Genomic DNA, 22012 nt, shown 5'->3' on the forward strand with positions numbered 1-22012 from the left:
CATCATCAGCAATTTTTTTTAAAGGATGAGCCGTCAGATAACTTCACTGCATAGTTCCGTGCATTGGACCATTTATCAACCTGACCTTAAGTTGCGAATATTTCACGTTAAAATACGGATTAATCGTTCCGTTTACGAGGAGGGTATCGCCTAAAGCCCCATCTATTTTTTCTACATCAGCATATTCAAGGACATTCCTATTTTTAACTTTTCGATCTTGAAGAATTAATGGAATATCATTTTCACCATATTTATGAGGTAGCATCGTCTCTTTAGTTTTTTCATCTTTTACGTATAACAATCCTGCCAACCCCTTGTATACTTGTTCAGCAGTCTTACCCATTGGATGTGGATGAAACCACAATGTCGATTCATTTTGCTTCACTTTAAACTTTACTACCTTCGTCTCACCAGCTTTCACGACCTGATGTGGTCCACCATCTACGGATGATGGTACAACAAGACCGTGCCAATGGGATGTAGTGGCTTCTGATAAGCGATTCACCGTACGGATTGTTACTGTTTTCCCTTTTTTTAACTCCACTACAGGACCTAAATAATTTCCGTTATATCCTAGAGTTTTAGTTTTTTTTAGCATCTCGAAAGAACTTTGTTTCCCCTTGTTTAGCGACAATCGTGTATTGAATGGAATTCTTGGTTTCACGATCGGCTTTTAGTATCTTAGGGATGTTTAATCGTCGCTCTTTTTCTTCAGTTGATTTTAAATCGACACTCGCACCATGTCCCATACCTTCCATCATATTCTGATTTGTAGTAGTGTTTCCTCCATTCATCATAGATCCCATGTGCTGTTTGTTGTTTGACATAGTACCTCGGGTAAGAAGTAAATACGAACCGCCCACTATAATCATGAGAGTGAAGATACCGATAGTTGCGATTAACCATGTTATCTTCATATGGATCATTCCTTCCAATCAATTATTATCTTTAACTTAAAGAATGATTGTGAAAGAACTATGTCTTTCTACCCATGAATTTTATAGTTTTTTTCAATGTGTTACTTTTCTGCTCTCTGCAATGTTTCTGCAAATTTATGTGATAGAGTCTATGGAAAGCATAAAAAAGCAATTGGAGGTAATTTTTATGAAATTAAAGAAAAAGATTATTATGACAACTATGGCTGCTTCGCTTTCTTTAGCACTCGCTGCGTGCGGAAGCAATAGTGATGATTCTAAATCAACAGGAAGCATGGATAAAAATATGGATGGTATGGATCATTCGACGATGGACATGTCTGGATCGAAAGAGGTTCCGAAAGGGCTCCAAGAGGCTAAAAACCCTAAATTTAAAGTTGGCGACATGGCGATGATCAAAGAGGCACATATGGAAGGCATGAAAGGGGCCGAGGCTAAAATTGTAGGTGCTTATGATACTACTGCTTATAGCATTTCTTATGACCCTACAAATGGCGGGAAACGCGTCACGAATCATAAATGGATTATTCAAGAAGAGATTGTAGATGCCAAGTCATCTCCTTATGAGGTAGGCGATGAAGTAAAAGTAGACGCGGATCATATGGGAGGAATGAAGGACGCTACGGCCACTATCGATTCAGCTAAGCAAACAACAGTGTATATGATTGATTTTGAATCGACTACAGGTGAAGAAGTGAAAAATCATAAATGGGTGACTGAAGACGAACTATCTGCAGAATAAACGATATACAAGAGAGGAACGGTTTTTTAACCGTTCCTCTCTTGTCTTCTTTCTCCTTATTTAAGGAACCCACTTGTAACCAATTCCCCATACTGTGCGAAAGTGTTCTTCAATAGGAAACTCGAGTTTCCTAAGCTTTTCTCTTAAGTTTCTTACATGAGAATCGACCGTTCGTTCATCTGTCCACTCATTTGCTAACCATAAACTTGAGAGCAGTTCCTCTCTTGAATAGACACGTTCTGGATTTTTTAATAATTTAGCAAGTAATGAAAATTCTTTTGGTGTGACTTTGACTAAATGATTATCGTAATACAGCTCATGGGCGTCTTCATTTAAGATTAGACCCGACGATTCGATTTTTGATCCTGAAGAAACTGTAGTTCGTCTGAAAATCGATTGAATTCTTGCCTTCAATTCCGCCTCGTCGAACGGTTTCACAATATAATCATCTGCTCCCAGTTGTAATCCTTTTACGATTTCTTCTTTTCCGTCGAGTGCTGTCAATAAAATGACTGGTACATTCGAAACTTCCCTTATCCTTTGACAAGTCTCAAAACCATCCATTAAAGGCATCATCACATCCAATATGATTAAGTCAGGCTCATCTACATCAATCAAGTTCAATATCTCTCTTCCGCTGTTCAGCTTAATACAGGTATAACTGTCTTGCAGATAGAGTTCAATCAGTTCTAACATTCGATTCTCATCATCTACCAAAGCAATGGTTCTCATCCTGGAATCCCCCTCAAGTCAATGACAACCTTCAGCCCGTTTTCTACATTAATAGCTACGATGGTCCCTTTGTGCGCTTCAACTATTTCTTTCGTGATAGCCAGACCGAGCCCAGTACCTCCTGTTTCACGATTTCGTGAAGAATCTACTCGATAAAAACGATCAAAAAGATACGGGAGTGATTGTTCATCCACACCACCACCTTCATCCGTAACTTCAATAAAGTTTTCATCAAGTTTTAAAAATACGCGTTTGTTCGCATGTGTATATTTTAGCGCGTTATCCAGTAAATTTAAGAGAACCTGATCGAATCTAGCTTGGTCTATCTCTTTGTAGATGGGAGTTTTATTAATTTGAAGAATTAATTTCACTTGTTTCTCCTCAAATTTAACAATTATTCTTTCACTGATCTGTTTTAAGAAATCATTCATCTCTGTAATCTGAGGATCTATTTGAAAATGTGGCTCTTCCAATCTAGCAAGTTCAAACAAATCCTCAATCAGTTCTTGAAGTCTTTCGGATTCCTCATAGATAATATCTCCAAATCTCGATTCGTCTTTTTTGAGGAGTCCTGCATATCCCTTGATGTAGGTAATCGGCGTACGCAATTCATGTGTGATTGAAGTCAGAAATTGCTTTCTTGTATTTTGAATGTGACGTAAATCAACAGATAACTTAGTGATCGCTCGTGCTAAATCTCCTACTTCGTCGCTTCTCTCAGCTTCTCTGATTTTCAGCACCTCGCCTTGACTTAACTTTACCGTCGCCTCTTTCATTGATAAAAGTGGCTTTATAATGATATAACTCAAAAAATAAACACTTACTAATAGAAAAAGTACTAACAAGAATAGAGAGAACACTACTTGTTGTTTCAATTCCCCCATCAAATGCTGTATATACTTCGTCGGCTCTAACATGATTATTTGACCGCCATCTTCAATATTACTCACCGTCACTAAAAATTTGCCTTCTCTCCAATTACCTTCTACGATTCCATCCTTTTTTCGAATCCAATCCAGGTTCAAAAATTGTTCAGCGTCGTTAGATGAATCGACGACTTGATTATTTTTGTCTAAGATAATCACATCAGTCATCGCCTTTTCCTCCATTAAAACAACGTGTTCAACCGTTTGCTTGTCGAAGTTAGTGGAAAGAACATCTCGATGACTATTTCCTCTCTCTTGAAGGCTCTCTAGTTCCCTTTCTACTTGTTGATGTTCAAGAATGTTGTATATGATAGCAGATGAGAGAATGAAAATCATGAGAATCCCGAAAAAATAAAATAGCGTTATTTTAAATGAAAGTTTATTCATAAAGTACCTTTCTCATTTAAGATGATTACATATAAAAACAAACTGTTGAGATTTAGAAAAGAAAGTATTCTTCATTTAGGCGATACACAAAAGAGCTTTTATCATTTGATTCTTTTAAAAGGACAATTCCTTGAATATTGCTCCACAAATAATTAGCGAAATCATAATCACTAAAAATAGCCTCACGAGTAGAATGCGTCATGAAACATTCTATTTTTGTAATCGTATACATTCCCTCCGAATCACGTTGATAATCGAAAGAAAAAGAACCCTTTATATTAAGCCTTTGAGCAATTATTGCTACGCACTCCTCTAAAATCGAGTTGGCAAACACCTCGTATGAAAGAACAGTATCTTGGTACCGTTCATACTCTTCTCTCATAAAACAGCAAATCACTTCATCAGATCGATAATCGATATATGTATCAATTTTCCCCAGCTTTACACCTTCAGGCGCATTCTTTATTAGGTCAAAAGAGTAAGTAAAGGTATTACCTTGAACCGAAAATGAATCATGAAGTATTGTTTTATCCAAATCAAAGGATGTTATAAACATTACGTTATTTTCTCTCATTTTTAACTTGTGTTTCGATAGCGTAGTTGCTTCTTGTTCGCTTAAAGGAATAATCCAGCCTATTTTTTGAGAAGTACAATATTCAATGAGATTACTAATATACCCTTCTTCTGATTCTTTTTTTGAAAATGAATCAAAATATTTAAAATCAGGAAGTAGCTTTCGAACCCATCCTTCTTTTGAAGAAATATGAATATCTATACCTGAGGGTTTAAGTTGTTTTATGTTCTCCATCACTTTCCAGTTTTCCTCTACTCCCATTATCAGGACATTTTTACGAAACATTTACGATGCATCTCCTCTTGAAATAGAAAATAGAGCGTCAGAACCCTCTAAACCCTGTAAAATCAATCAATATTGTAGTTAGTTTCGTTAGACCATCGAAATACAATATGATACCTAATAAAATCATAAACCCTCCACCTATTTTTGTAACCTTTGAAGAATACTTCATTAAATATCTTGATTTCCCGACCAAAAACGACATTAAGAAAAATGGAATGGAGAAACCTAGAACATAAAAGAGCATATATAAAAATCCATTACCAGGATTTGTGGCAATCAAAGCAATAACTCCAGCGAGAATTGGTCCTGTACAAGGAGTCCATCCAGCAGCTGATCCGACTCCGACCAAAAACGTTCCGATATAGCCACGCTTTCTTGTTCCTAAGTTCAATCTTCGCTCTTTAAGTAAAAATGTTGGAGTCCATAGACCAGTTAGAATAACACCAAATATGAATAAAATAAGTGCACCGCTCATCCGTAAAACATCTTTATACACTATAAAAAAATCAGCCAAGTATGACGTTGAAAAACCCATCACTAAAAATACGCTCGAAAATCCAAGTAGGAAAACTAATGTATGGGGAACTCCATTCCAGTTCCACTTTTCATTTTCTTTTAACTCTCTAACTGAAACCCCTGTAATGTAAGATAAAAAAACGGGATATAAAGCCAGACAACATGGCGAAATGAAAGATAAAAACCCTGCCCCAAAAGCTAACAAAAAAGATAATTCCATCAAATTCCTCCTACACACAAAAAATAAATCTATTTTTTGGAATATTTATAAAAAAGAAATGTGTTTAACTTTTATCATAAAATCCGTTTGTGAAAAAAATATGCATTTTTTGATTAAATCTCTTGTCAATTTTTGAAATGAATTTGATATACTTTTTTGTAATATAGTGATGCTATACTCCTTTTAACAAATCGTTCGTCACTGTATCTTTAAAGGAGTACAACTAATGAAAAACAAGGTAATACTTATCGCTTCTAGTGTCTTACTCACAACAACTTTTTCGATGCATAGTCCAAAAGTCGAAGCAAGTAGTGCATATAACGTAAAAGTGAAGACAGACGATCTTCGTGTTCGGACTGGTCCTTCTCTCAATCACAAAATTGTCGGCATCACTAACACTGGGCAGACCTTTTCTTATTTAGGAAAAAAAGGAGCTTGGACAAAAGTACTTTATAAAGGAAACACACGGTATATCTATAGTTCTTACCTAAAAAAATATAAGAGCCACGTTGCCAAAAAAACATCATATAATAACTCTCTTTTTGCTTCTCCTACAGAAGGTCGGCTGACCCAAGGATACGGAAACTCTAATGGTGCTTACGGTTATACATTCCATAATGGCGTTGATCTAGCTGCAGCAAAAGGCACACCCGTCTACGCTTCTGCCAGTGGAAAAGTCATTACATCTAAAAACAGCGGTGCATACGGTAAACACGTTATGATTTCACATAGTCTACAGAATCAAAAATACGTAACCGTTTATGCTCATATGAACAGCCTTTCGGTAAAAAGTGGTCAGACAGTCTCTAAAGGTATGAAGATTGGAACAGTTGGGAATACAGGAAACTCGTTCGGAAATCATTTGCACTTTGAGATTCATAAAAACAGTTATAAATACAGCAGTTATTCTGCAGCGAATAGTGTCAACCCAATGAACTATTTGTAACCTAAAAAAAAAGAAAAGATTAGACTGACCAAGCTATATGAGACACTAATAAAAATACCTTGATTAGGCTACCGCCACACCATATTTTATCGGTGTGAGGTAGCCTAATTTTTCTTGGATACGTTCTTCGTTGTAGTAAGTTAAGTAATTATTCACCCGCTCACGCACTTCATAGTCGCTTAACGAGTTGAACTTGACGTACTGGAACACCTCATACTTCAAGTTCGAATGAAACGATTCGATCACCGCATTATCCCAACAGTTGCCTCTTCGAGACATGCTGCTCGTCAGATACTTCCTCTTTACGAAATCTTGAAAGGCATATGATGTATAGACACTTCCTTGATCTGAATGGATGATAACCCCTTCGGGATTGTTCCGACTCTCCAACGCCATCCTTAACGTATCGATGACGAGGGGCGTCTGTTGATGATCGTATAGCTTATAGGCAACAATCTCATTGTTGAATAGGTCGATGATCGTGGAGAGGTACTTCGTCGTGCCCCCGTATTGGATGTAGGTGATGTCCGTCACCCACTTCTTATTCGGTCTACTGGCAGTGAAGTCTCGCTTGAGAAGGTCAGGGGCGATGACGATACTCTCGCCCTGAGACTTCCATTTTCGTTTGGGTTTGATCCGACACTGGAGATGGTGCTTCTTCATGATTCTCTGTACGGTGTTCCGGTTTGCTGCCAATTCATAGGTTTGTTCTAACAGGGCCTTTATCTTTCGATGTCCATATCGATACTTTGTAAGCTTACATACTGCGACGATTGTTTGCTCTAGCACCGAAGGGTGCTTCACCGGTTCTCTGACCCAACGGTAATAGGTTGCCCGCGGAACGTCTATCACACGTAGGATTGTCGTGACTGTATATTTGCTCCTCAGGAGCTCTACAACCTTTAGGACTACTTCTTTCTCAACTCTCTTTCGATCTCCATGAATTTTTTTAAGATTTCGTTCTCCGTCTTCAGGTGGGATAGTTGACGCTCTTTCTTGTCATCCTCGCTGGCGGAATCAGGACCGAGTCCGTAGGTGTACTGCTTCCCGATCGGTTGGCCGAATCGATAGATTTCATTGGACCGATACCATCTCATCCATGTGTGAATCTGGAATTCATTTTTGATTCCGTGTTTCTCCATAATCTCTCTAGTCGTCAACTCACAACTTAGTTTGTCTCTCACCACTGCCCACTTCACTTCACTTCACTTCACTTCACTTCACTTCACTTCACTTGAATATACGTTTTTGCCCACGCAAAAACACCTCCGATGCCAGCACTTTTTTAAAGTGGACCACTGCGAAGGTGTTTTTATATTGTCTCAAAAATTTAGGTTAGCCCAAAGTTAGATTTTTTTATGTCCAATTTTTATGGGGCAGTTCACAAGAATTTGAGCTTTTTCATAGAATTAAATGATTTTTCTAAGGTGTTTAACTGTCTCTATCAACTTTTGTACAGCTAGCGATATATTTTATACGTCTTTTATTGGCGAGAGACGCCGCTTGATTTCGTTGATAGACAAGTAAAGCGTATAATTCCCGTATTCAAGAATCGAATTTAGAAAGAGATTCAGTTCTTCCTGAGATGTCACTTTTATTTTTAGGTGGTAACATCCTTCTCCTGATACACGATGGGCTTCCACTACTTCTTGGCGCTCGTTTAGAAATTGAATAAACTTCTCATGATTGGACGTTTTCATAATGCTTACAATATTGAAACCGATGAAGAAGATATTCGTTATTCATGATTCATCACACATGTGAAATATTTCGCTGAACGCTTTTATGCTGGAAAAATGTTGAATGAAGAATCCGATCAACTATTTGAGCAGATGGCGAACATCTACCCAAAGGCCATGAATGGTTCATTCAAAGTACGGGACTACCTTAAACAGTTGCACGGTGTGACAATTCCTAATGAGGAACTAGCTTATCTAGCCGTTCATATTCATCGACTGACAACTAATATGGATTTGAATAAACAATAACTTTTTTAATTACCTGGTTCTTTTTGACGAAGACCAGGTTTTTTCTATATTGAACAAAAAAATATCCATTTTTTATAATCGAGCAGCTATAGGCCGCATGACATATGTGTGTTTTTCACCACTGATTCGATTTCTTTAGATCGGCGTGACGGGCTCCTTTAATAACTTTTTCAGAAAAGATAAAAGGAAAGAACAACTTTGCTCTTTCCTACAATTTCAGTCAAGTGTTAATAATTATTTATACATCGCACGTCTTCATGCTTGGTTTTGGGATGACAGGGCTTCTGCGGTTCGGATTCCACTACAATCCAACGCCCTCGGCTGAATTGAATCCAAAGGACGATCGCCTTAAAGACGATGTCTAGACCGATGGCGATCCACACTCCTGCAATGCCCATCTGCATCTGAATCGCCAATACATATACTGCCCCAGTCCGGATCACCCACATACCGATCGTGGTCAGATACATTGGAAACTTCGTATTGTTCGCTCCTTGGAATCCACCGGTCAATACAAGGACGACTGCTAGGAAAGGCTGGAAGACCGCTGCTATTTTTAACGCGACATCGATGTCTTTGATGACTTGGGGATCGTCGGTGAAAAGTGAACCTGCCCATCCTCCGAAGAAGAATAAGACGACCCCGAATAAGGACATGAAGCCCATCGCCATGAACGTGCTCAATCTGGCATATTCTTTGGCGGTCTCGTGGTCTCCCGCTCCGATGTTGCGACCGACGAGAATGGTTGCTGCTGTCGCGAAACCATATGCCAACATATAAGAGAACACCTCTAGATTCCCTGCAATTTGATGCGCGGCGAAGGTGTTCGTCCCGAGTACCACGATGAATCCGAAATACACGATCTGTCCGGCTCTCATGACCAATCGCTCGATAGCCGCCGGGCTTCCAAGATTCACGAGCTCCAACTGGTGTTCGAGATCCGGTCTCCAGAAATCTTTCCTGAAGGCGATCACTTCCGTCTTACGAATATAGTTCATCAATAAGAGCGTCCCGACGAGCCGGGCGATGACGGTCGCGAGTGCCGCTCCGACGAGACCAAGTTCGGGGATGATCCAAAAACCGAAAATCAACATATAGTCGAGCACAATATTGACGACATTGATGACGATGCTCACCTTCATCGGTGATTTTGTATCTCCCGCACCTCGTAAGATACTACTGAGCACAAACATCAATGCCATCACGATCGATGGGATCCCGACAATTTTGAAGTAGGTGCTACCAGCTTCTAAAACGTCATTCTCCACCCCCATCAACCGCAGGAGAGGCTCAGCGAAAAATAGCGTCACGACCCCAAAGGTCACCCCGACCACGACAGATAGGACGATGGCCTGCTGCGCGATATGTCTCGCGCGCTCGATTCGTTCTGAGCCTAAGTTATTGGCGACATAAACGTTTACTGCCACACCGATTGCCATAAAGACAGCAAAGTAGATGGCGAGGATGGCATTCGTCACTCCTACCGCTGACACTTCTGCTAGGCCGATTCTTGAGACGAACAGCGTATCGACAAATCCGAGCAACGTTTGGAAAAAATTCTCGGCAACCGCTGGTAACGCGAGTAGAAGGATGAATTTCATCTTGGTTTTTCGATCACCATGAGTGTCCAGCCGCTCACTTTCTATCATCTGAGTCCTCTCCTTCGAAAATTATGCTTACAACGATTACAGGAAAGCGACCCAACGAGGAACCATGGGTCGCTCATGGTCAATCTGAGACACGAATGACGAAAGGATAGGTGTGCACAGTCCCATGGAACTGGAATTCGGCCCAGACCTTGTATAGGCCAGGTTTATGGAAGACCGTCTCAAATTCCGTCGTATCATGAGAAGAAGGATGCACATGGATAAACTGTTCTCCGGCTTCATCCAAGATGACGACATGACCAAGTGCTCCAAGGTATGGCTCCGGGTTACTTTCTTTGGTGTCATAGCTGAAGACAGTCGGGACATGCGCTTTTAAAGAGTCAATCGACAGCTCGACGGTATGACCTTCGATCGTCTTCGTCAGACGCTCATCCACTTTAAGTGACGATTCGATAGAGGAAGAGGACTGATGATCAATCTGTAAGTGAACCGGCTTCACTTGATATGCCAGTCCCTTAGGCTGAATATCCACGAAGAGTTTATACGCCCCTGCCTCAAGTTGGACGGGGTGCTCGAATCGACCCTCACCCTTTTTAAACGGATGGAGGTGTCGGTACTCAGTTAGGTCTTCGTTCACGAGAATCAAATGGAATTCCTTTTCATGGCTGACTTCGAGTTCCGGGGCTTGCTGATGTTGATCCTTTAACTCGATACTGATTTTCCCGAATTCATATTTAGCTTCTACAGACACTTCATTTCCCGTCAAGTTCTTCATATGATGATGTCCATGGTCTTTCACGTTTAACACTCCTTTGTGTAGTCCTTGATCGCACCGTCACTCGACCTCCATTACTTGCAGCAAGAACAACCGATTTTAACGGTCGCCTCCGTTACCTCGTAGCCAGTCTCTTGAATTGCGGTTTCAATCTCAGAAAGTGTGAGTTGGCTTTCATCGAACGTCACGTCCACCTCTCCCGCCGAAAGATTGACCTTCACTGATTCAATACCCGCTAACTTTCCAACGTGTCCTTCAATCTTATTGATACAAGATCCACAAGACATACCCGCTACCTGAAATGTTGATTTTTTCATTATATGTTCCTCCTGATTATTTAATTACCATACATGGGTAGGGTGTAAAAGTATCGATTTTTTTACACCCTCGCCACCTTATGTTCGTGTCCCTCATTGCACGACACGCTTTCAACAGGTTCTGAGAGTGAGCTATCGTTGCTTATCGTAGCAATGTTAGAATCTCTTCTTTGTTGTTCTCGAAGCCAACAAAGTACTTCACTACTCTTCTTTTTCTGAGCATCCCTTTTTTGTAGAAGACAAACAGTGGTACGATTCGATTCCCTGATATCGCTACCATTTCTTGTTCAAGGTCAAGGTTCGCACCCACATCTTTGTTCACATAAGGGACTGAGGTTGTTTTTAAATATTTTTTGGCATCCTGACAATCTGAACACGTCGGACGCGTGTAAAGCTCGAGCTGTAGGGCTGTATCCATCCCACTCCCTCCTTTTATTTGATCATCGAAGGCTTGAATCGTTTTAAACGGAGTGCGTTCACCAGGACCGAGACTGAGCTTAAACTCATGGCCGCTCCGGCAAGTATCGGGTTCAACAAGGGCCCGCCGAGTAGATAAACAATCCCCATCGCAAACGGGATACCCATGACATTATAGGCAAATGCCCAAAACAGGTTCTGTTTGATGTTGCGGATGGTTGACTTGCTCAATTCGACAGCTGTAGGTACATCCATCAAATCGCTTCGCATCAAGACGATGTCTGCAGATTCGATCGCAACGTCAGTACCCGAACCGATCGCGATTCCGATGTCTGCTTGGGCCAAGGCTGGTGCGTCATTGATTCCATCACCGACCATTGCGACCTTCTTCCCTTCGGCCTGTAACTTCTTCACTTCGTTCGCTTTGTCTTCAGGTAACACTTCACTCAGTACCCGATCGATCCCGACCTGTCTCGCAATCGCCATGGCCGTACCTTTGTTGTCTCCGGTGATCATGGCTACTTCGATACCCATTCGTTGAAGTTTCTGAATGGCTTTACGACTGTTTTCTTTGACGGTGTCTGCGACAGCGATGATCCCTGCGATTTGTTGGTCAATCGCGATATACATCGGCGTCTTGCCTTGGTGTGCGAGTTTGTCTGAAGCGCCTTCAAGGACATCCAGTGAGATGCCGCGGTCTTTCATCAATTTTCTGTTTCCGGCAAGCAAGACTTTTCCGTCGATCAGGACTTCGATCCCGTGCCCTGGGATGGCTTCAAAACGATCGATATCCATGACACGCATCATTCTGTCCTCTGCCGCTCTTACGATTGCTTCGCCCAATGGATGTTCAGACCCTTTTTCAGCGGAAGCGGTCAAGCGTAACAACTCATCTTCTTGATGTCCATTCACTGTCACGATATCTGTCACTTTCGGTTTTCCTTCAGTGATCGTCCCTGTCTTGTCGAACACGATCGTCTGGACTTTATGGGTCGTCTCCAAGGCGCCGCCACTCTTGATCAACACACCATTCTCAGCACCTTTGCCCGTACCCACCATGATTGCTGTTGGTGTGGCCAAACCTAGTGCACAAGGGCAGGCGATGACCAGTACTGAAATCGTGATCGTCAAGGCGAAGAGGCCGGTCTGACCGCCTAAATACCATGCAATTCCTGAAAGGATCGCGACGACGATGACAATCGGTACAAAGTATCCGGAGATGATATCGGCCAGTTTTGCGATAGGAGCTCGAGAGCCCTGTGCATCCTCGACCAATTTGATGATTTGAGATAGCGCCGTATCCTTACCGACTTTCGTGGCTCGGTATTGGATGATCCCGTTCTTGTTGATGCTGGCACCGATGACTTGAGCACCCACATTTTTTTCAACAGGGATACTTTCACCGGTCAGCATGGATTCGTCTACAGACGTATTACCTGATAGAACCACGCCATCCACCGGAATCTTCTCACCAGGCTTTACGATAATCGTGTCGCCGACGATGACTTCGTCGATTGATACTTCTAACTCTTGTCCGTTGCGGACGACCTTTGCCGTCTTAGGTGCCAGTCCCATCAATTTTTCAATCGCTTCGGATGTTTTACCCATCGACCGGACTTCAAGATATTTACCTAATGTGATCAGCGTGAGAATGACTGCGGCTGTCTCATAGTAGAGGCTATTCACGTATCCCTCATAACCTGAGAGGATAGCCATGGTAGCACCGGCGCTATAGAAGAAGGCTGCGCTCGTCCCTAGGGCGACAAGTGAATCCATATTCGGATGCCCTCGGAACAATGTCTTAAATCCGACGGAGAAGAATTTCCATCCGAATAACATCACTGGGATGGTCATCATGAGCTGCAAGACAGCGAACAATTCTGGGTTCATCGTTGGATGCAATGCCATCGGTAGGGGTAGGCCGATCATATGCCCCATCGCCACATAGAGTAATGGAATCGTGAAAATCGCCGACCCTACAAATCGGTTCCACATCGATTGAATTTTTTTCAGTTTCTTTTCTTTCTCGGTATCTTGACTATCCGCTGATTCTTGATCTTCTCTTGCCTCATATCCGGCGTTTGCCACCACTCGGATGACATCTGATACAGTCACCAGCTGAGGATCATATCGAATAACTAATTTTTCTGTCGCCAAGTTCACATTCGACTCAGTCACACCCACCATTTTCCTCGTGGCCTTCTCAATCGTCTGCACACACGAGGCACAAGTCATCCCTGTGATGACAAATGATCTTTGCTCGGTCTCGGTTGAGGCCTTGTAGCCAGCCTTCTCGACGGTCGTCTGAATATCCAGCGGCGAGATTTTCGTCTCATCGTAATGAATGCTCAATTTCCCAGTCGCTAGGTTGACGTTGGAGGTCACTACGCCAGGCAATTTTTTTGTTGCTTTTTCAACTGTCTGAACGCAGGACGCACAGGTCATCCCTTCCACGGCAAATGTCTTACTCTCCATATCGTCTTACCTCCATTATTATTGGGCTGATTCGACTTCGTAACCGACCTCGCCCACAACTTCTTTAAATTCATTCACATCTAGTCGTGTTTCATCGTACTTCACTTTTGCAATGCCTTTCTTTAAGTTGACTTTCGCACTTTCAACCCCATTCAGACCTTCAAGTGCTGACTCGACCTTGTTGACACAATGAGCGCATGACATACCTTTAATCGTTAAAATCGTTTTTTTCATCTTGAATCTCCTCCTATTCACTACCTTCATGACATCATTTCAAACTCAATGTCTGGATCCACAGGAATGGTCCTGACATCTGCATTGACCCGGGGTACAGGTGCATGGAATGTCCTCCACCGCTTCACTTTCCTTCATCTCAAGGATTTTTTTGAGATTCTCGATATCCTGTACACTCAGTGTCGCCTGTGTGATCATCGTTCCGATTGTGTTACCGACATCCCTGTCACAGATATGATCGAGTAGATCGTGTAACGTCTCTCTGATGACGTCACCTTCAACGACGTTCGCGGAGTAGATGAATTTCTTCCCCTCGGCCTCGGTTGAGAGCATCCCTTTTTTCACGAGCCTTCCAATGAATGTTTTCGTCGTCGCAGGCTTCCAGCTCATCTTCTTTTCCAATACCTCGATGATTTCTTTACTGGTCACGTGCTTTTGGGCCCAAACGACACGCATGACTTCCCATTCTGAATCCGTGATTTGTTTTTCGACATGTTCAGCCATTTGTCTAACCTCCAATTTTAAGTTTACAATCGTAAACGTTTTATTTGTTTTCAGTTTACATTCGTAAACGTCGACTGTCAACCATTCTGTTTTTGGGTTCGCTATTCAGTCTTCATTGGCTATATTCTTGTCTAGAAAACGCATCTGGATATCCTTCAGCAACGCTTTCAAATAGTAGTGCGAGCTGACGGCATCCCGGGCACCAATCGGCGGTGAACTTTAAGACTACAGGCTGCGTAGAGTGATTAACCATTTGCAAATCAGATAATTGAAATTTCGAAAGCATTTTTTCTCCTCTCTTTTCGTTTACTTTTGTAATCGATTTAAATTTACAACTGTAAACGTTATTTGTCAATCTATATATTCGTGTCCATTTTGTATGTTTCTTTAAGCTTATTGTTTCTCTCAAAACACTAATTCGATTCGTACTTAGTTGGGTCGTATTTATTTTGAACTCATACAGCTTTAAATTGTTAACTACTGTCATCTCTTATGTGATGTAATAAAACAAAGTAGGAATTGTCTTAAGCGTTTTGTTGCTTAGTCGCTAGGATTAAATAGATGATTCGACTACTAGCTTACTATTGAGACATTCTCATAAGTAAAAAGTGTAGGAAGGTATACATTTCGACGTCGAAATGTATACCTTCCTACACCACAAAGTGCCAGTTTATGAGTGATTTTTTTATAACAACTTGTATTTAAATGATTTAAATATAGGAACTACATATGCTGTATACAAAATAATAACCAAATGAGGGATTAGAATTGGAATCAAACGAGACCAAGGTGACGTCATTCCGCGTGTCACAAGAAGTGAAAGAACATATTCAGCGTTTAATGCAGCAACGTCAAATATCAACCAACCAATTATTCGAGCAATTAATATCATTGGCCGATAAACAGTCACCGGACCCCTTAGTCGTCAAGGAGAACGAATCACTCGAAGCAGCACTGAATCAAGTGCTTGCCCTGTTCAATGAACGAGCCACTCGACTAGAAACGCAACAAAAAGAACATGAGCGAATCAACGCGCGATATAAAAATACCATTCATGACCTTGAACAAAGCGTAATTGCAGAAGCTGAACGACTCCAAGAGGAGTATGAGCGAAAGGTGTCGTCACATGAAATTGCACTCACTCAATTACAAGATCAAATCAACATGTCCGCACGAAGAAGTTCATTCTCAAGCTCCATTTGCTGGATACGGCGCTTAAGCTTCTCTTCTTCGCTTAGTTCGTTCTCTGGCTTCGTACGCCCACGGCGGTCCACGAGCGCCTCTGCCCCGCCCGTGTCATACTTTTTGATCCAGCCATAGACCTGGGCATAGGACACCTGAAATTGTTCCGCGGTCTGCTGGTAGTTGCGTCCATTCTCCAAACAATATTTCACGATCTCAAGGCGCTCTTCGAATGTAGTTTTTCTTCCTTTTGTCATAGCTCGATCCATCCCTTTTCTCGAATCTGTTAACTCGCTATGACTAGTATACTTCTTAATCCATTTACGAAGAACAGACCAATCACTGATCTGATACTTGGAGAGTACCTCCATTCTAGTGAACCCGTCGAGATAGTCGCGGACGGCCGCGATTTTCAGTTCCTTGGTGTAAGATTTCCATGCCTTCGATTCCTTCAACGCATCGATCCCACCGGTATCGAATTTCACTTTCCACACCTGGAGGGTGTGCCTAGAGACGCCATGAGCCTCCATGATTTCTTTCCAAGTATATGTTTCTTCTTCCATCATGCGCAGCGCACTCAATTTTTGTTCGATCGTATGCCGACTTCTCGCCATAAAAAACACTCCCCAATAGAATAAACAGATTTGTTATTTCATCTGTCTACCTATTGGGGAGCATATCAATGTGGGCAGCGGGGCTTGGCGTTATTCTGTTATGCTGATACCATTTGGAACACCTTTCACTTCGATCGTTTCGATTACCTTGTTTTGCCCTTTGTCGATGATTGACACTGTATCTTCAAACATATTGGTTACATATACTTTCTTATTGTCCGGACTGGTTACGACTCCGTGCGCCCCTTTTCCGGTTATAATTTCAGCAGTTGCTTTCCTTAAGGCAAGTTCAATCACTGTGACGGAGTTAGATGGAGCGTCTTTTGTACCCTGGTTTGCCACATAGGCAAATTCATCATTTACATCAACATAAACCTGTGCCGGACCAACGCCAACTTCGATTTTTTCAACCTTTTCAGTCTCAAGGTCCACTACAGCCAACGCATTTTCAGCATTTAAAGTGGCCACAAGGGTTTTTCCATCCGATGTGACACCTGCAGTAACGGGAACTGCACCGACTTTGATCCGTTTTTCTTCCTTCATCGTTTCTAGGTTCACCACACTGACTGTGTCTTCTCCCATGTTCGCAATATAAGCCTTCTGGCTATCGGCTGAAATTCTGAATCCATGAGGGCCTATTCCTGTCTCTACCGTATTGACAACCTCGTAGCTTGCCATATCTATGACAGAAATATTGTTATCCTCATTATTCGTCACGACCGCAAAGTTCCCGTTCTCAGTAAATACGATGTGGGCAGGGTGATTTCCTACTTCAACTTCCTTGATTAGTTCATCACTTTCCACATCAAAGAAAAGCGCTTTTCCACTATTCCCCTCTCCGTGGCCGCCCTCTTCTTCATGGCTTTCATCCTCTTCGTCATGGCCGCCTGTTTCCGGTACAAGGGTTGCACCAATGATTTTTCCATCCGGAGATACTTGGACATTATGAACAGAACCTTCCAGCTCAATCGTATTTATAATTGTGTTGGTTGCGGCGTCAATTTTGGAAATGCTTCCACCTTCATTTGCAGTATAATAATATTGGGCAGCTGTTTTCCCAGCCATTTCTTCAGTATTCTCCCCTTCTTGCTTCTCATTTTCTCCCACTGCTGCAACAAGCTCCTTTTTGTTGGGGCCTTCATCAACTGCATTGTTGCCTGAACTACACCCTGCTAGTACAACTCCCAGAACTCCCAGCATTAATAGAAAAATAAATATACTCATTTTCACTTTATTCATGTAAAGCTCCTCCTTTATCAATGTAAGGCAATCATAACAGCTGATTTTTGTACCAACTGTGATATATTTCACTTGGCAAATAAAAGGTTTTTAAAATCGTACAATTTGTTGAAATCCATTAAAACTGCATATTCTGCCTATAAGATAGAAGGTTTTCAAGTCATAAAAAAAGAACATGGCCTGCATTAAGGGCCTGTTCTCTAGGGGATATTTGTAGTTGCTCATTTAAAGTAAAGACCAGCCAGTCCGGCGGCCGCAACTACTAGTGACCAGAAAATAAGGAAAGCGAACGGCGAGAGTTTTTTTCTTCCTTGCTTTTCCTTTTGATTCGAACAGCATGCCATAGAGCACCTCCATTCACTTTTTCCGCTTTTCCCTCACCATAGGGCTGAGAATGGCAATACAAACATTTTTATCCTCGATAAAGGATTCAAAAACATCCAACGACCTTGGTGGAGGCCCTCCTACATTGATTCCCTGCTCATCATACTTGCCTCCATGACATGGACAATAAAACTCGACTCCTTCATTTTCCTTCATGGACACTTCTGCGTTTCCTGCTGCACAGCCCAGATGTGTGCAGATAGGTGACATAATTAACAGGGAATTATCCTCCTTGTTTTTATTGATATACAAAAACCCTTCCATTTCCTGTTCAACCCACGCATCCTGAACCGTTGTTTTATAAAACACTTTTTTGGGAAAGTCACCTTTCTCCAGTTCACTGAGCGGGCCCAGGCTGGCCATTGCACTAGTATCCACTTTCTCTCTATTGCTGCACGCAGATAAACTGAGGGAAGAACTGATATAGCAAATAGACCCGCTGCTCCTTTAAGGAACTGGAAATGAATGTTCCCCTATTCACCTTCTCCATTTTAACCACCCTCCTATTTAACTTTTAATGTTGACCCTTAAGTTTGCAGAAATTTCATGCTTTCTAAAATATAGGCTTGGTTAAATTATGGAGATTCTGTTAACTTTCATATTTTAACTGCGAAAATGTAGTGAATGAGCTATTTTAATCATTTTTATCCATACTTTCTGCAACATTTTTTACTATTGTTAGGATGAAAAACAACAGGAGGTATGGTTATGAAAAGAAAATCGCTTGCTTTGTTTGCATTTGCTGTCCTTTTCCTTGCTGTCCTTTTCCTTGCTGCCTGTTCCAGCCAGCAGAGCGGCGATATGGAAGGCATGGATCATGGAAATACGAAAAAGGAAGAAGGAATTAAAAATAAGGTTAATCCTGAAAAGGTTGATGGTGCTCAAACTGTAAGTTCCGAGACACTTACAGGGAACGAATTTACCATTGTTGCCAAAGAAGGAACACATCAGTTGAATGATCGTGTCAGTGTTAATGCCCTTGCTTTTAACCGCTCCGTTCCCGGCTCCCAGATAAGGGTAAAACAAGGGGAAAAAGTCAAAGTGAATTTGAAAAACGAACTTTCTGAACCGGTTTCCATCCACTGGCATGGAATTACTGTTCCAAATGAAATGGATGGAATTCCGGGGGTAACCCAAAATGCGGTTCAGCCTGGTGAGTCCTTCACTTATGAATTTACGCCTGAGGATCCGGGAACCTATATGTACCATACGCACCAAAACGCTGTAGAACAAATGGATAAAGGCCTCTATGGGGCCATTATTGTCGAGCCTGAAGAAAAAACTTATGATCGCGACTATACCTTGATGCTTGATGAATGGATGAGCAATCCCGAAGAGGAAAGCGCCGAAATGGAAGGTATGGAGCATAATAATATGAATAACAATGAAGAAGCAGAAGGCGAAAGCAACATGGACCACAGCAATATGAGTTCCGAAGCAGGCAATGAAGAAGAAAGCAAAATGGAGGGCATGGATCAAGGCGGCATGGGCGGAATGGGCCATGACATGAGTGCTTATGATATCTTTACGATAAACGGTAAAAGTGGGGATAGCATTGAGCCGCTGATGGTGAAAGAGGGAGAAAAAGTCCGCCTCCGTCTGGTCAATGTGGGTTTTATGTCCCACAAAATCCATTTGCATGGACATAAATTTAAAGTGGCTGCCATTGATGGGCAAGAGTTGAATGAACCACAGGAAATTAAGGATCAAGTAATCTCTATAGCACCAGGCGAGCGTTACGATATAGAATTTACGGCTGATAACCCTGGTGAATGGTTCATTGAATGTCATGGTGACATGGAAGGCACAGCAGGCATGAAGACTCTAATCAAATATGAAGATACAGAAGGGTCCACTGACACTTCTAACCAGGAAATGCAGCTCCCAGAGTTTAACTATATGAATTACGGTGTGTTTGAAGATGCTGAGTTCACACTCGAACAGGATTATGATGTTGAGTATACAATGGATCTTAATACAAAAATGGATGGAGAGGGGCAAGTATTTACCATCAATGGAAAGACCTTTCCTGAGACAGACAATATTAATGTTAAAGAAGGAGATCTTGTAAAAGTTACTTTAACCAACAGTTCGATGATGGACGACCACCCAATGCATTTGCACGGACACTTCTTTCAAGTCCTGAGCAAAAACGGCAAGCCGGTTGAAGGCTCTTCAATCATTAGGGATACCATAAATTTAAAACCGGGAGAAGAAGTTGTCGTAGCATTTAAGGCAGACAATCCTGGTAACTGGCTATTCCATTGCCATGATTTGCATCATGCTACAGCCGGTATGGTAAATATGGTGAAGTATGACGGCTTTACACCAAGTTTTACACCAGATCCGGATGCAGGCAATAAGCCTGAATAACAGGGAGATACTGCCTAAGCCCTCCTTGGGCAGCTATCCTTTCATAATAAATCGAATGAAAGGGCTGAAGTATGGCCATTTTAAAGAAAATCACAAAAAGCGGACAGGTTACCATTCCCAGTCACATTACCAAATCAATAAGAATCGAAAATGGAGCATATGTGTTTATTTACGAAAAGAACCGCCGAATCATTATTAAAAAGACCCATCACGATAAGACCTGAACTGAACCCCGAATGATGGACACTTGAAAAAAGTGCCTCACTCGGGGTTTTTCGTGTGCGCACGAATCGCTATAATGAACCTATTCATTCAGACGGGAGAAACAGTCATGAGTAAAATCATCTTCAACATTCAACAAATCAATCAGCTCGAAGAAAATCCAAACGTCGCCTCCGTATCAGAACGTTCGATTCAATACACCGCCGAGTTTAAGGTCAAGGCCGTGCGTGAGAACATGGACGGCAAAGGACCTCAACAGATCTTCACAGAGGCGGGGTTCGACCTGACGGTGATTGGGAAAGAGAAGGCGAAGTCTTCGTTGAAGCGTTGGCGTCGGACGTACCGAACGGACGGAGAAGACGGTCTCCTGAACAACAAACGTGGGAAGACCCTGGGAGGCGGGCGTCCGAAAAAAGACGAGTCGATGGAGCGACGGTTGGCGAAGGCAGAGGCACGGATCAAATATCTGACGGCCGAGAACGAACTCTTAAAAAAGCTAGAGAAGTTAGAAGGGCAGGCGAAACGAACGAACTGACACCGGCAGAGAAATATCAGGTCATCAATACCATCATCCGAATCGCGCAGCTGGAAAACCTCGTGCGCCCACTATGTGAAATCGCTGGTGTGAGCCGGAGTGGTTACTATGCCTGGTTGAACCGAGCCGAGGCAGAGTCCCTCCGGGAAGAGCGTGATTATCTAGATGCGACCCTACTCAAGCAGATTCACGACAGCCACGGTGGCAAAGTCGGTTATCGGGCACTGTACATGGAGGTGCGCGCAACCCTCGGGATCCGAATCAACCATAAGCGCATCCTCCGACTGATGCGCAAGTATAACATCGTCACCAAAATCCGAAAGATGAGCCCTTATCGAAAACTAGCTAAAGCGACGCTCGAGCATCGCGTCGTGCCGAATCTATTGAACCGTCAGTTCCGGCAGAGCGAGCCCGGGAAGGTGTTCGTGACCGACATCACCTATCTCCCGATCGCCTCCGGCGAGAACGTCTATCTGTCTTGTGTGAAGGACGTCGCCACACGCGAGATCGTGGCACATAAGCTGTCCACGGGCCTTCACATGGACCTCGTCTTTCAGACGATGGAAAAGCTCGAAGAGCATCTCCAAGGGAACCTACATCCCGAGGCGATGATTCATTCGCACCAAGGCTTCCACTACACACATCCGGACTACCAACAACTCGTCGGCGACCTCGGACTGGTCCAGTCCATGTCACGTCGGGGCAACTGTCTCGACAACGCACCAATCGAATCGTTCTTCGGCCAGTTGAAGGACTATGTCACCAACCGCTCGTGCAAATCGCTCGAGGAGGTCCGAGAAATGGTCGGGGACTACATAAGCTATTACAACTGCGAATGAGGTCAATGGAACCTAAAAAAGATGACCCCGGAACAATATCGGGG

Annotated in this window: 24 protein-coding genes and 2 pseudogenes; 6 read left to right on the forward strand and 20 right to left on the reverse strand. The window is 42.5% G+C overall.

What is annotated here, in order from left to right; all coding sequences use genetic code 11:
• Positions 1 to 43: 43 nt before the first annotated feature.
• Both KNP92_RS13620 and KNP92_RS13625 read right to left on the reverse strand, forming a co-directional pair.
• Complete coding sequence (locus tag KNP92_RS13620; RefSeq protein WP_214841452.1) at positions 44 to 598, reverse strand: multicopper oxidase domain-containing protein; 555 nt, start codon at positions 596 to 598, stop codon at positions 44 to 46.
• Positions 582 to 917 (reverse strand): hypothetical protein, encoded by a 336-nt coding sequence (locus tag KNP92_RS13625; protein ID WP_214686842.1) that lies wholly within the window; start codon positions 915 to 917, stop codon positions 582 to 584. The genes KNP92_RS13620 and KNP92_RS13625 overlap by 17 nt, the downstream gene beginning before the upstream one ends.
• Positions 918 to 1104: 187 nt before the next feature.
• Here KNP92_RS13625 and KNP92_RS13630 point away from each other — a divergent pair, with 187 nt between their 5' ends.
• Positions 1105 to 1677, forward strand: coding sequence for a YdhK family protein (locus KNP92_RS13630; protein WP_214735356.1), 573 nt, complete (start codon positions 1105 to 1107; stop codon positions 1675 to 1677).
• A 60-nt stretch (positions 1678 to 1737) separates the two neighbouring features.
• Here the strand turns inward: KNP92_RS13630 and KNP92_RS13635 are convergent, their stop codons facing one another.
• From KNP92_RS13635 to KNP92_RS13650, 4 genes are read right to left on the reverse strand one after another with little or no spacing between them, the layout of a single operon-like run.
• Positions 1738 to 2409, reverse strand: a complete 672-nt coding sequence (locus KNP92_RS13635; protein WP_214841454.1) for a response regulator transcription factor — start codon at positions 2407 to 2409, stop codon at positions 1738 to 1740.
• Positions 2406 to 3722, reverse strand: a complete 1317-nt coding sequence (locus tag KNP92_RS13640) for a sensor histidine kinase (RefSeq protein ID WP_214841456.1) — start codon at positions 3720 to 3722, stop codon at positions 2406 to 2408. Before KNP92_RS13640 ends, KNP92_RS13635 begins: the two co-directional genes overlap by 4 nt.
• 52 nt (positions 3723 to 3774) lie before the next feature.
• Positions 3775 to 4581 carry a hypothetical protein gene (locus KNP92_RS13645; protein WP_214841458.1) on the reverse strand — a complete coding sequence of 269 codons (807 nt, stop codon included), beginning with the start codon at positions 4579 to 4581 and terminating at the stop codon, positions 3775 to 3777.
• A 37-nt stretch (positions 4582 to 4618) separates the two neighbouring features.
• Positions 4619 to 5317 carry a cytochrome c biogenesis CcdA family protein gene (locus KNP92_RS13650; protein WP_285222577.1) on the reverse strand — a complete coding sequence of 233 codons (699 nt, stop codon included), beginning with the start codon at positions 5315 to 5317 and terminating at the stop codon, positions 4619 to 4621.
• A 226-nt stretch (positions 5318 to 5543) separates the two neighbouring features.
• Here KNP92_RS13650 and KNP92_RS13655 point away from each other — a divergent pair, with 226 nt between their 5' ends.
• Entirely contained in the window at positions 5544 to 6263 is a 720-nt protein-coding gene (locus KNP92_RS13655) for a peptidoglycan DD-metalloendopeptidase family protein (protein WP_211779490.1), read from the forward strand.
• A gap of 63 nt (positions 6264 to 6326) precedes the next feature.
• On the opposite strand, the gene KNP92_RS13660 is transcribed toward KNP92_RS13655, so the two are convergent.
• The 3 genes from KNP92_RS13660 to KNP92_RS13670 all read right to left on the reverse strand — a co-directional run bounded on the left by KNP92_RS13660 (position 6327) and on the right by KNP92_RS13670 (position 7963).
• Positions 6327 to 7244, reverse strand: coding sequence for an IS3 family transposase (locus KNP92_RS13660; RefSeq protein ID WP_214841568.1), 918 nt, complete (start codon positions 7242 to 7244; stop codon positions 6327 to 6329).
• Complete coding sequence (locus KNP92_RS13665) at positions 7172 to 7360, reverse strand: hypothetical protein (protein ID WP_214834133.1); 189 nt, start codon at positions 7358 to 7360, stop codon at positions 7172 to 7174. Before KNP92_RS13665 ends, KNP92_RS13660 begins: the two co-directional genes overlap by 73 nt.
• Positions 7361 to 7735: 375 nt before the next feature.
• Positions 7736 to 7963: an Lrp/AsnC ligand binding domain-containing protein gene (locus KNP92_RS13670; RefSeq protein WP_214686849.1), complete on the reverse strand. Its 228-nt coding sequence runs from the start codon at positions 7961 to 7963 to the stop codon at positions 7736 to 7738.
• Positions 7964 to 8023: 60 nt separating this feature from the next.
• Between KNP92_RS13670 and KNP92_RS15805 the strand changes: the two genes are divergently transcribed.
• Positions 8024 to 8251 (forward strand): PRD domain-containing protein, encoded by a 228-nt coding sequence (locus tag KNP92_RS15805; RefSeq protein WP_260564213.1) that lies wholly within the window; start codon positions 8024 to 8026, stop codon positions 8249 to 8251.
• A gap of 227 nt (positions 8252 to 8478) precedes the next feature.
• On the opposite strand, the gene KNP92_RS13680 is transcribed toward KNP92_RS15805, so the two are convergent.
• From KNP92_RS13680 to KNP92_RS13730, 11 genes and pseudogenes are all read right to left on the reverse strand, one after another.
• Positions 8479 to 9852, reverse strand: coding sequence for an MATE family efflux transporter (locus KNP92_RS13680; protein ID WP_236355810.1), 1374 nt, complete (start codon positions 9850 to 9852; stop codon positions 8479 to 8481).
• 127 nt (positions 9853 to 9979) lie between these two features.
• Positions 9980 to 10657, reverse strand: coding sequence for a hypothetical protein (locus KNP92_RS13685; RefSeq protein ID WP_236355812.1), 678 nt, complete (start codon positions 10655 to 10657; stop codon positions 9980 to 9982).
• 50 nt (positions 10658 to 10707) lie between these two features.
• Positions 10708 to 10950 (reverse strand): heavy-metal-associated domain-containing protein, encoded by a 243-nt coding sequence (locus KNP92_RS13690; RefSeq protein WP_051627724.1) that lies wholly within the window; start codon positions 10948 to 10950, stop codon positions 10708 to 10710.
• A 142-nt stretch (positions 10951 to 11092) separates the two neighbouring features.
• Entirely contained in the window at positions 11093 to 11368 is a 276-nt protein-coding gene (locus KNP92_RS13695; protein ID WP_214684164.1) for a glutaredoxin family protein, read from the reverse strand.
• Between the two features lie 14 nt (positions 11369 to 11382).
• Positions 11383 to 13842, reverse strand: coding sequence for a heavy metal translocating P-type ATPase (locus KNP92_RS13700; protein ID WP_214841460.1), 2460 nt, complete (start codon positions 13840 to 13842; stop codon positions 11383 to 11385).
• Between the two features lie 18 nt (positions 13843 to 13860).
• Complete coding sequence (locus KNP92_RS13705) at positions 13861 to 14076, reverse strand: heavy-metal-associated domain-containing protein (RefSeq protein ID WP_029336168.1); 216 nt, start codon at positions 14074 to 14076, stop codon at positions 13861 to 13863.
• 45 nt (positions 14077 to 14121) lie between these two features.
• Complete coding sequence (locus KNP92_RS13710) at positions 14122 to 14580, reverse strand: CopY/TcrY family copper transport repressor (protein WP_029336169.1); 459 nt, start codon at positions 14578 to 14580, stop codon at positions 14122 to 14124.
• Between the two features lie 112 nt (positions 14581 to 14692).
• A complete protein-coding gene (locus KNP92_RS15885; RefSeq protein ID WP_353047951.1) occupies positions 14693 to 15067 on the reverse strand; it encodes a thioredoxin family protein in 375 nt (124 codons plus the stop codon).
• Between the two features lie 673 nt (positions 15068 to 15740).
• A pseudogene (locus KNP92_RS13720) lies at positions 15741 to 16376 on the reverse strand (transposase); the annotation flags it as partial.
• A gap of 90 nt (positions 16377 to 16466) precedes the next feature.
• Positions 16467 to 17615, reverse strand: coding sequence for a YncE family protein (locus tag KNP92_RS13725; protein WP_214841462.1), 1149 nt, complete (start codon positions 17613 to 17615; stop codon positions 16467 to 16469).
• 357 nt (positions 17616 to 17972) lie between these two features.
• Positions 17973 to 18362, reverse strand: a complete 390-nt coding sequence (locus KNP92_RS13730) for a QcrA and Rieske domain-containing protein (RefSeq protein ID WP_251129040.1) — start codon at positions 18360 to 18362, stop codon at positions 17973 to 17975.
• 345 nt (positions 18363 to 18707) lie between these two features.
• Here KNP92_RS13730 and KNP92_RS13735 point away from each other — a divergent pair, with 345 nt between their 5' ends.
• The 3 genes and pseudogenes from KNP92_RS13735 to KNP92_RS13745 form a co-directional block, all read left to right on the forward strand.
• Positions 18708 to 20372 carry a multicopper oxidase family protein gene (locus KNP92_RS13735; RefSeq protein ID WP_214841464.1) on the forward strand — a complete coding sequence of 555 codons (1665 nt, stop codon included), beginning with the start codon at positions 18708 to 18710 and terminating at the stop codon, positions 20370 to 20372.
• Positions 20373 to 20443: 71 nt separating this feature from the next.
• Positions 20444 to 20596: an AbrB/MazE/SpoVT family DNA-binding domain-containing protein gene (locus KNP92_RS15890; RefSeq protein ID WP_214720060.1), complete on the forward strand. Its 153-nt coding sequence runs from the start codon at positions 20444 to 20446 to the stop codon at positions 20594 to 20596.
• A 107-nt stretch (positions 20597 to 20703) separates the two neighbouring features.
• Positions 20704 to 21965, forward strand: a pseudogene (locus KNP92_RS13745) (IS3 family transposase); the annotation flags it as partial.
• Positions 21966 to 22012: the final 47 nt, after the last annotated feature.

The sequence above is a fragment of the Exiguobacterium sp. s122 genome, from assembly GCF_018618475.1.
In the GTDB taxonomy this organism is placed as follows: domain Bacteria; phylum Bacillota; class Bacilli; order Exiguobacteriales; family Exiguobacteriaceae; genus Exiguobacterium; species Exiguobacterium himgiriensis.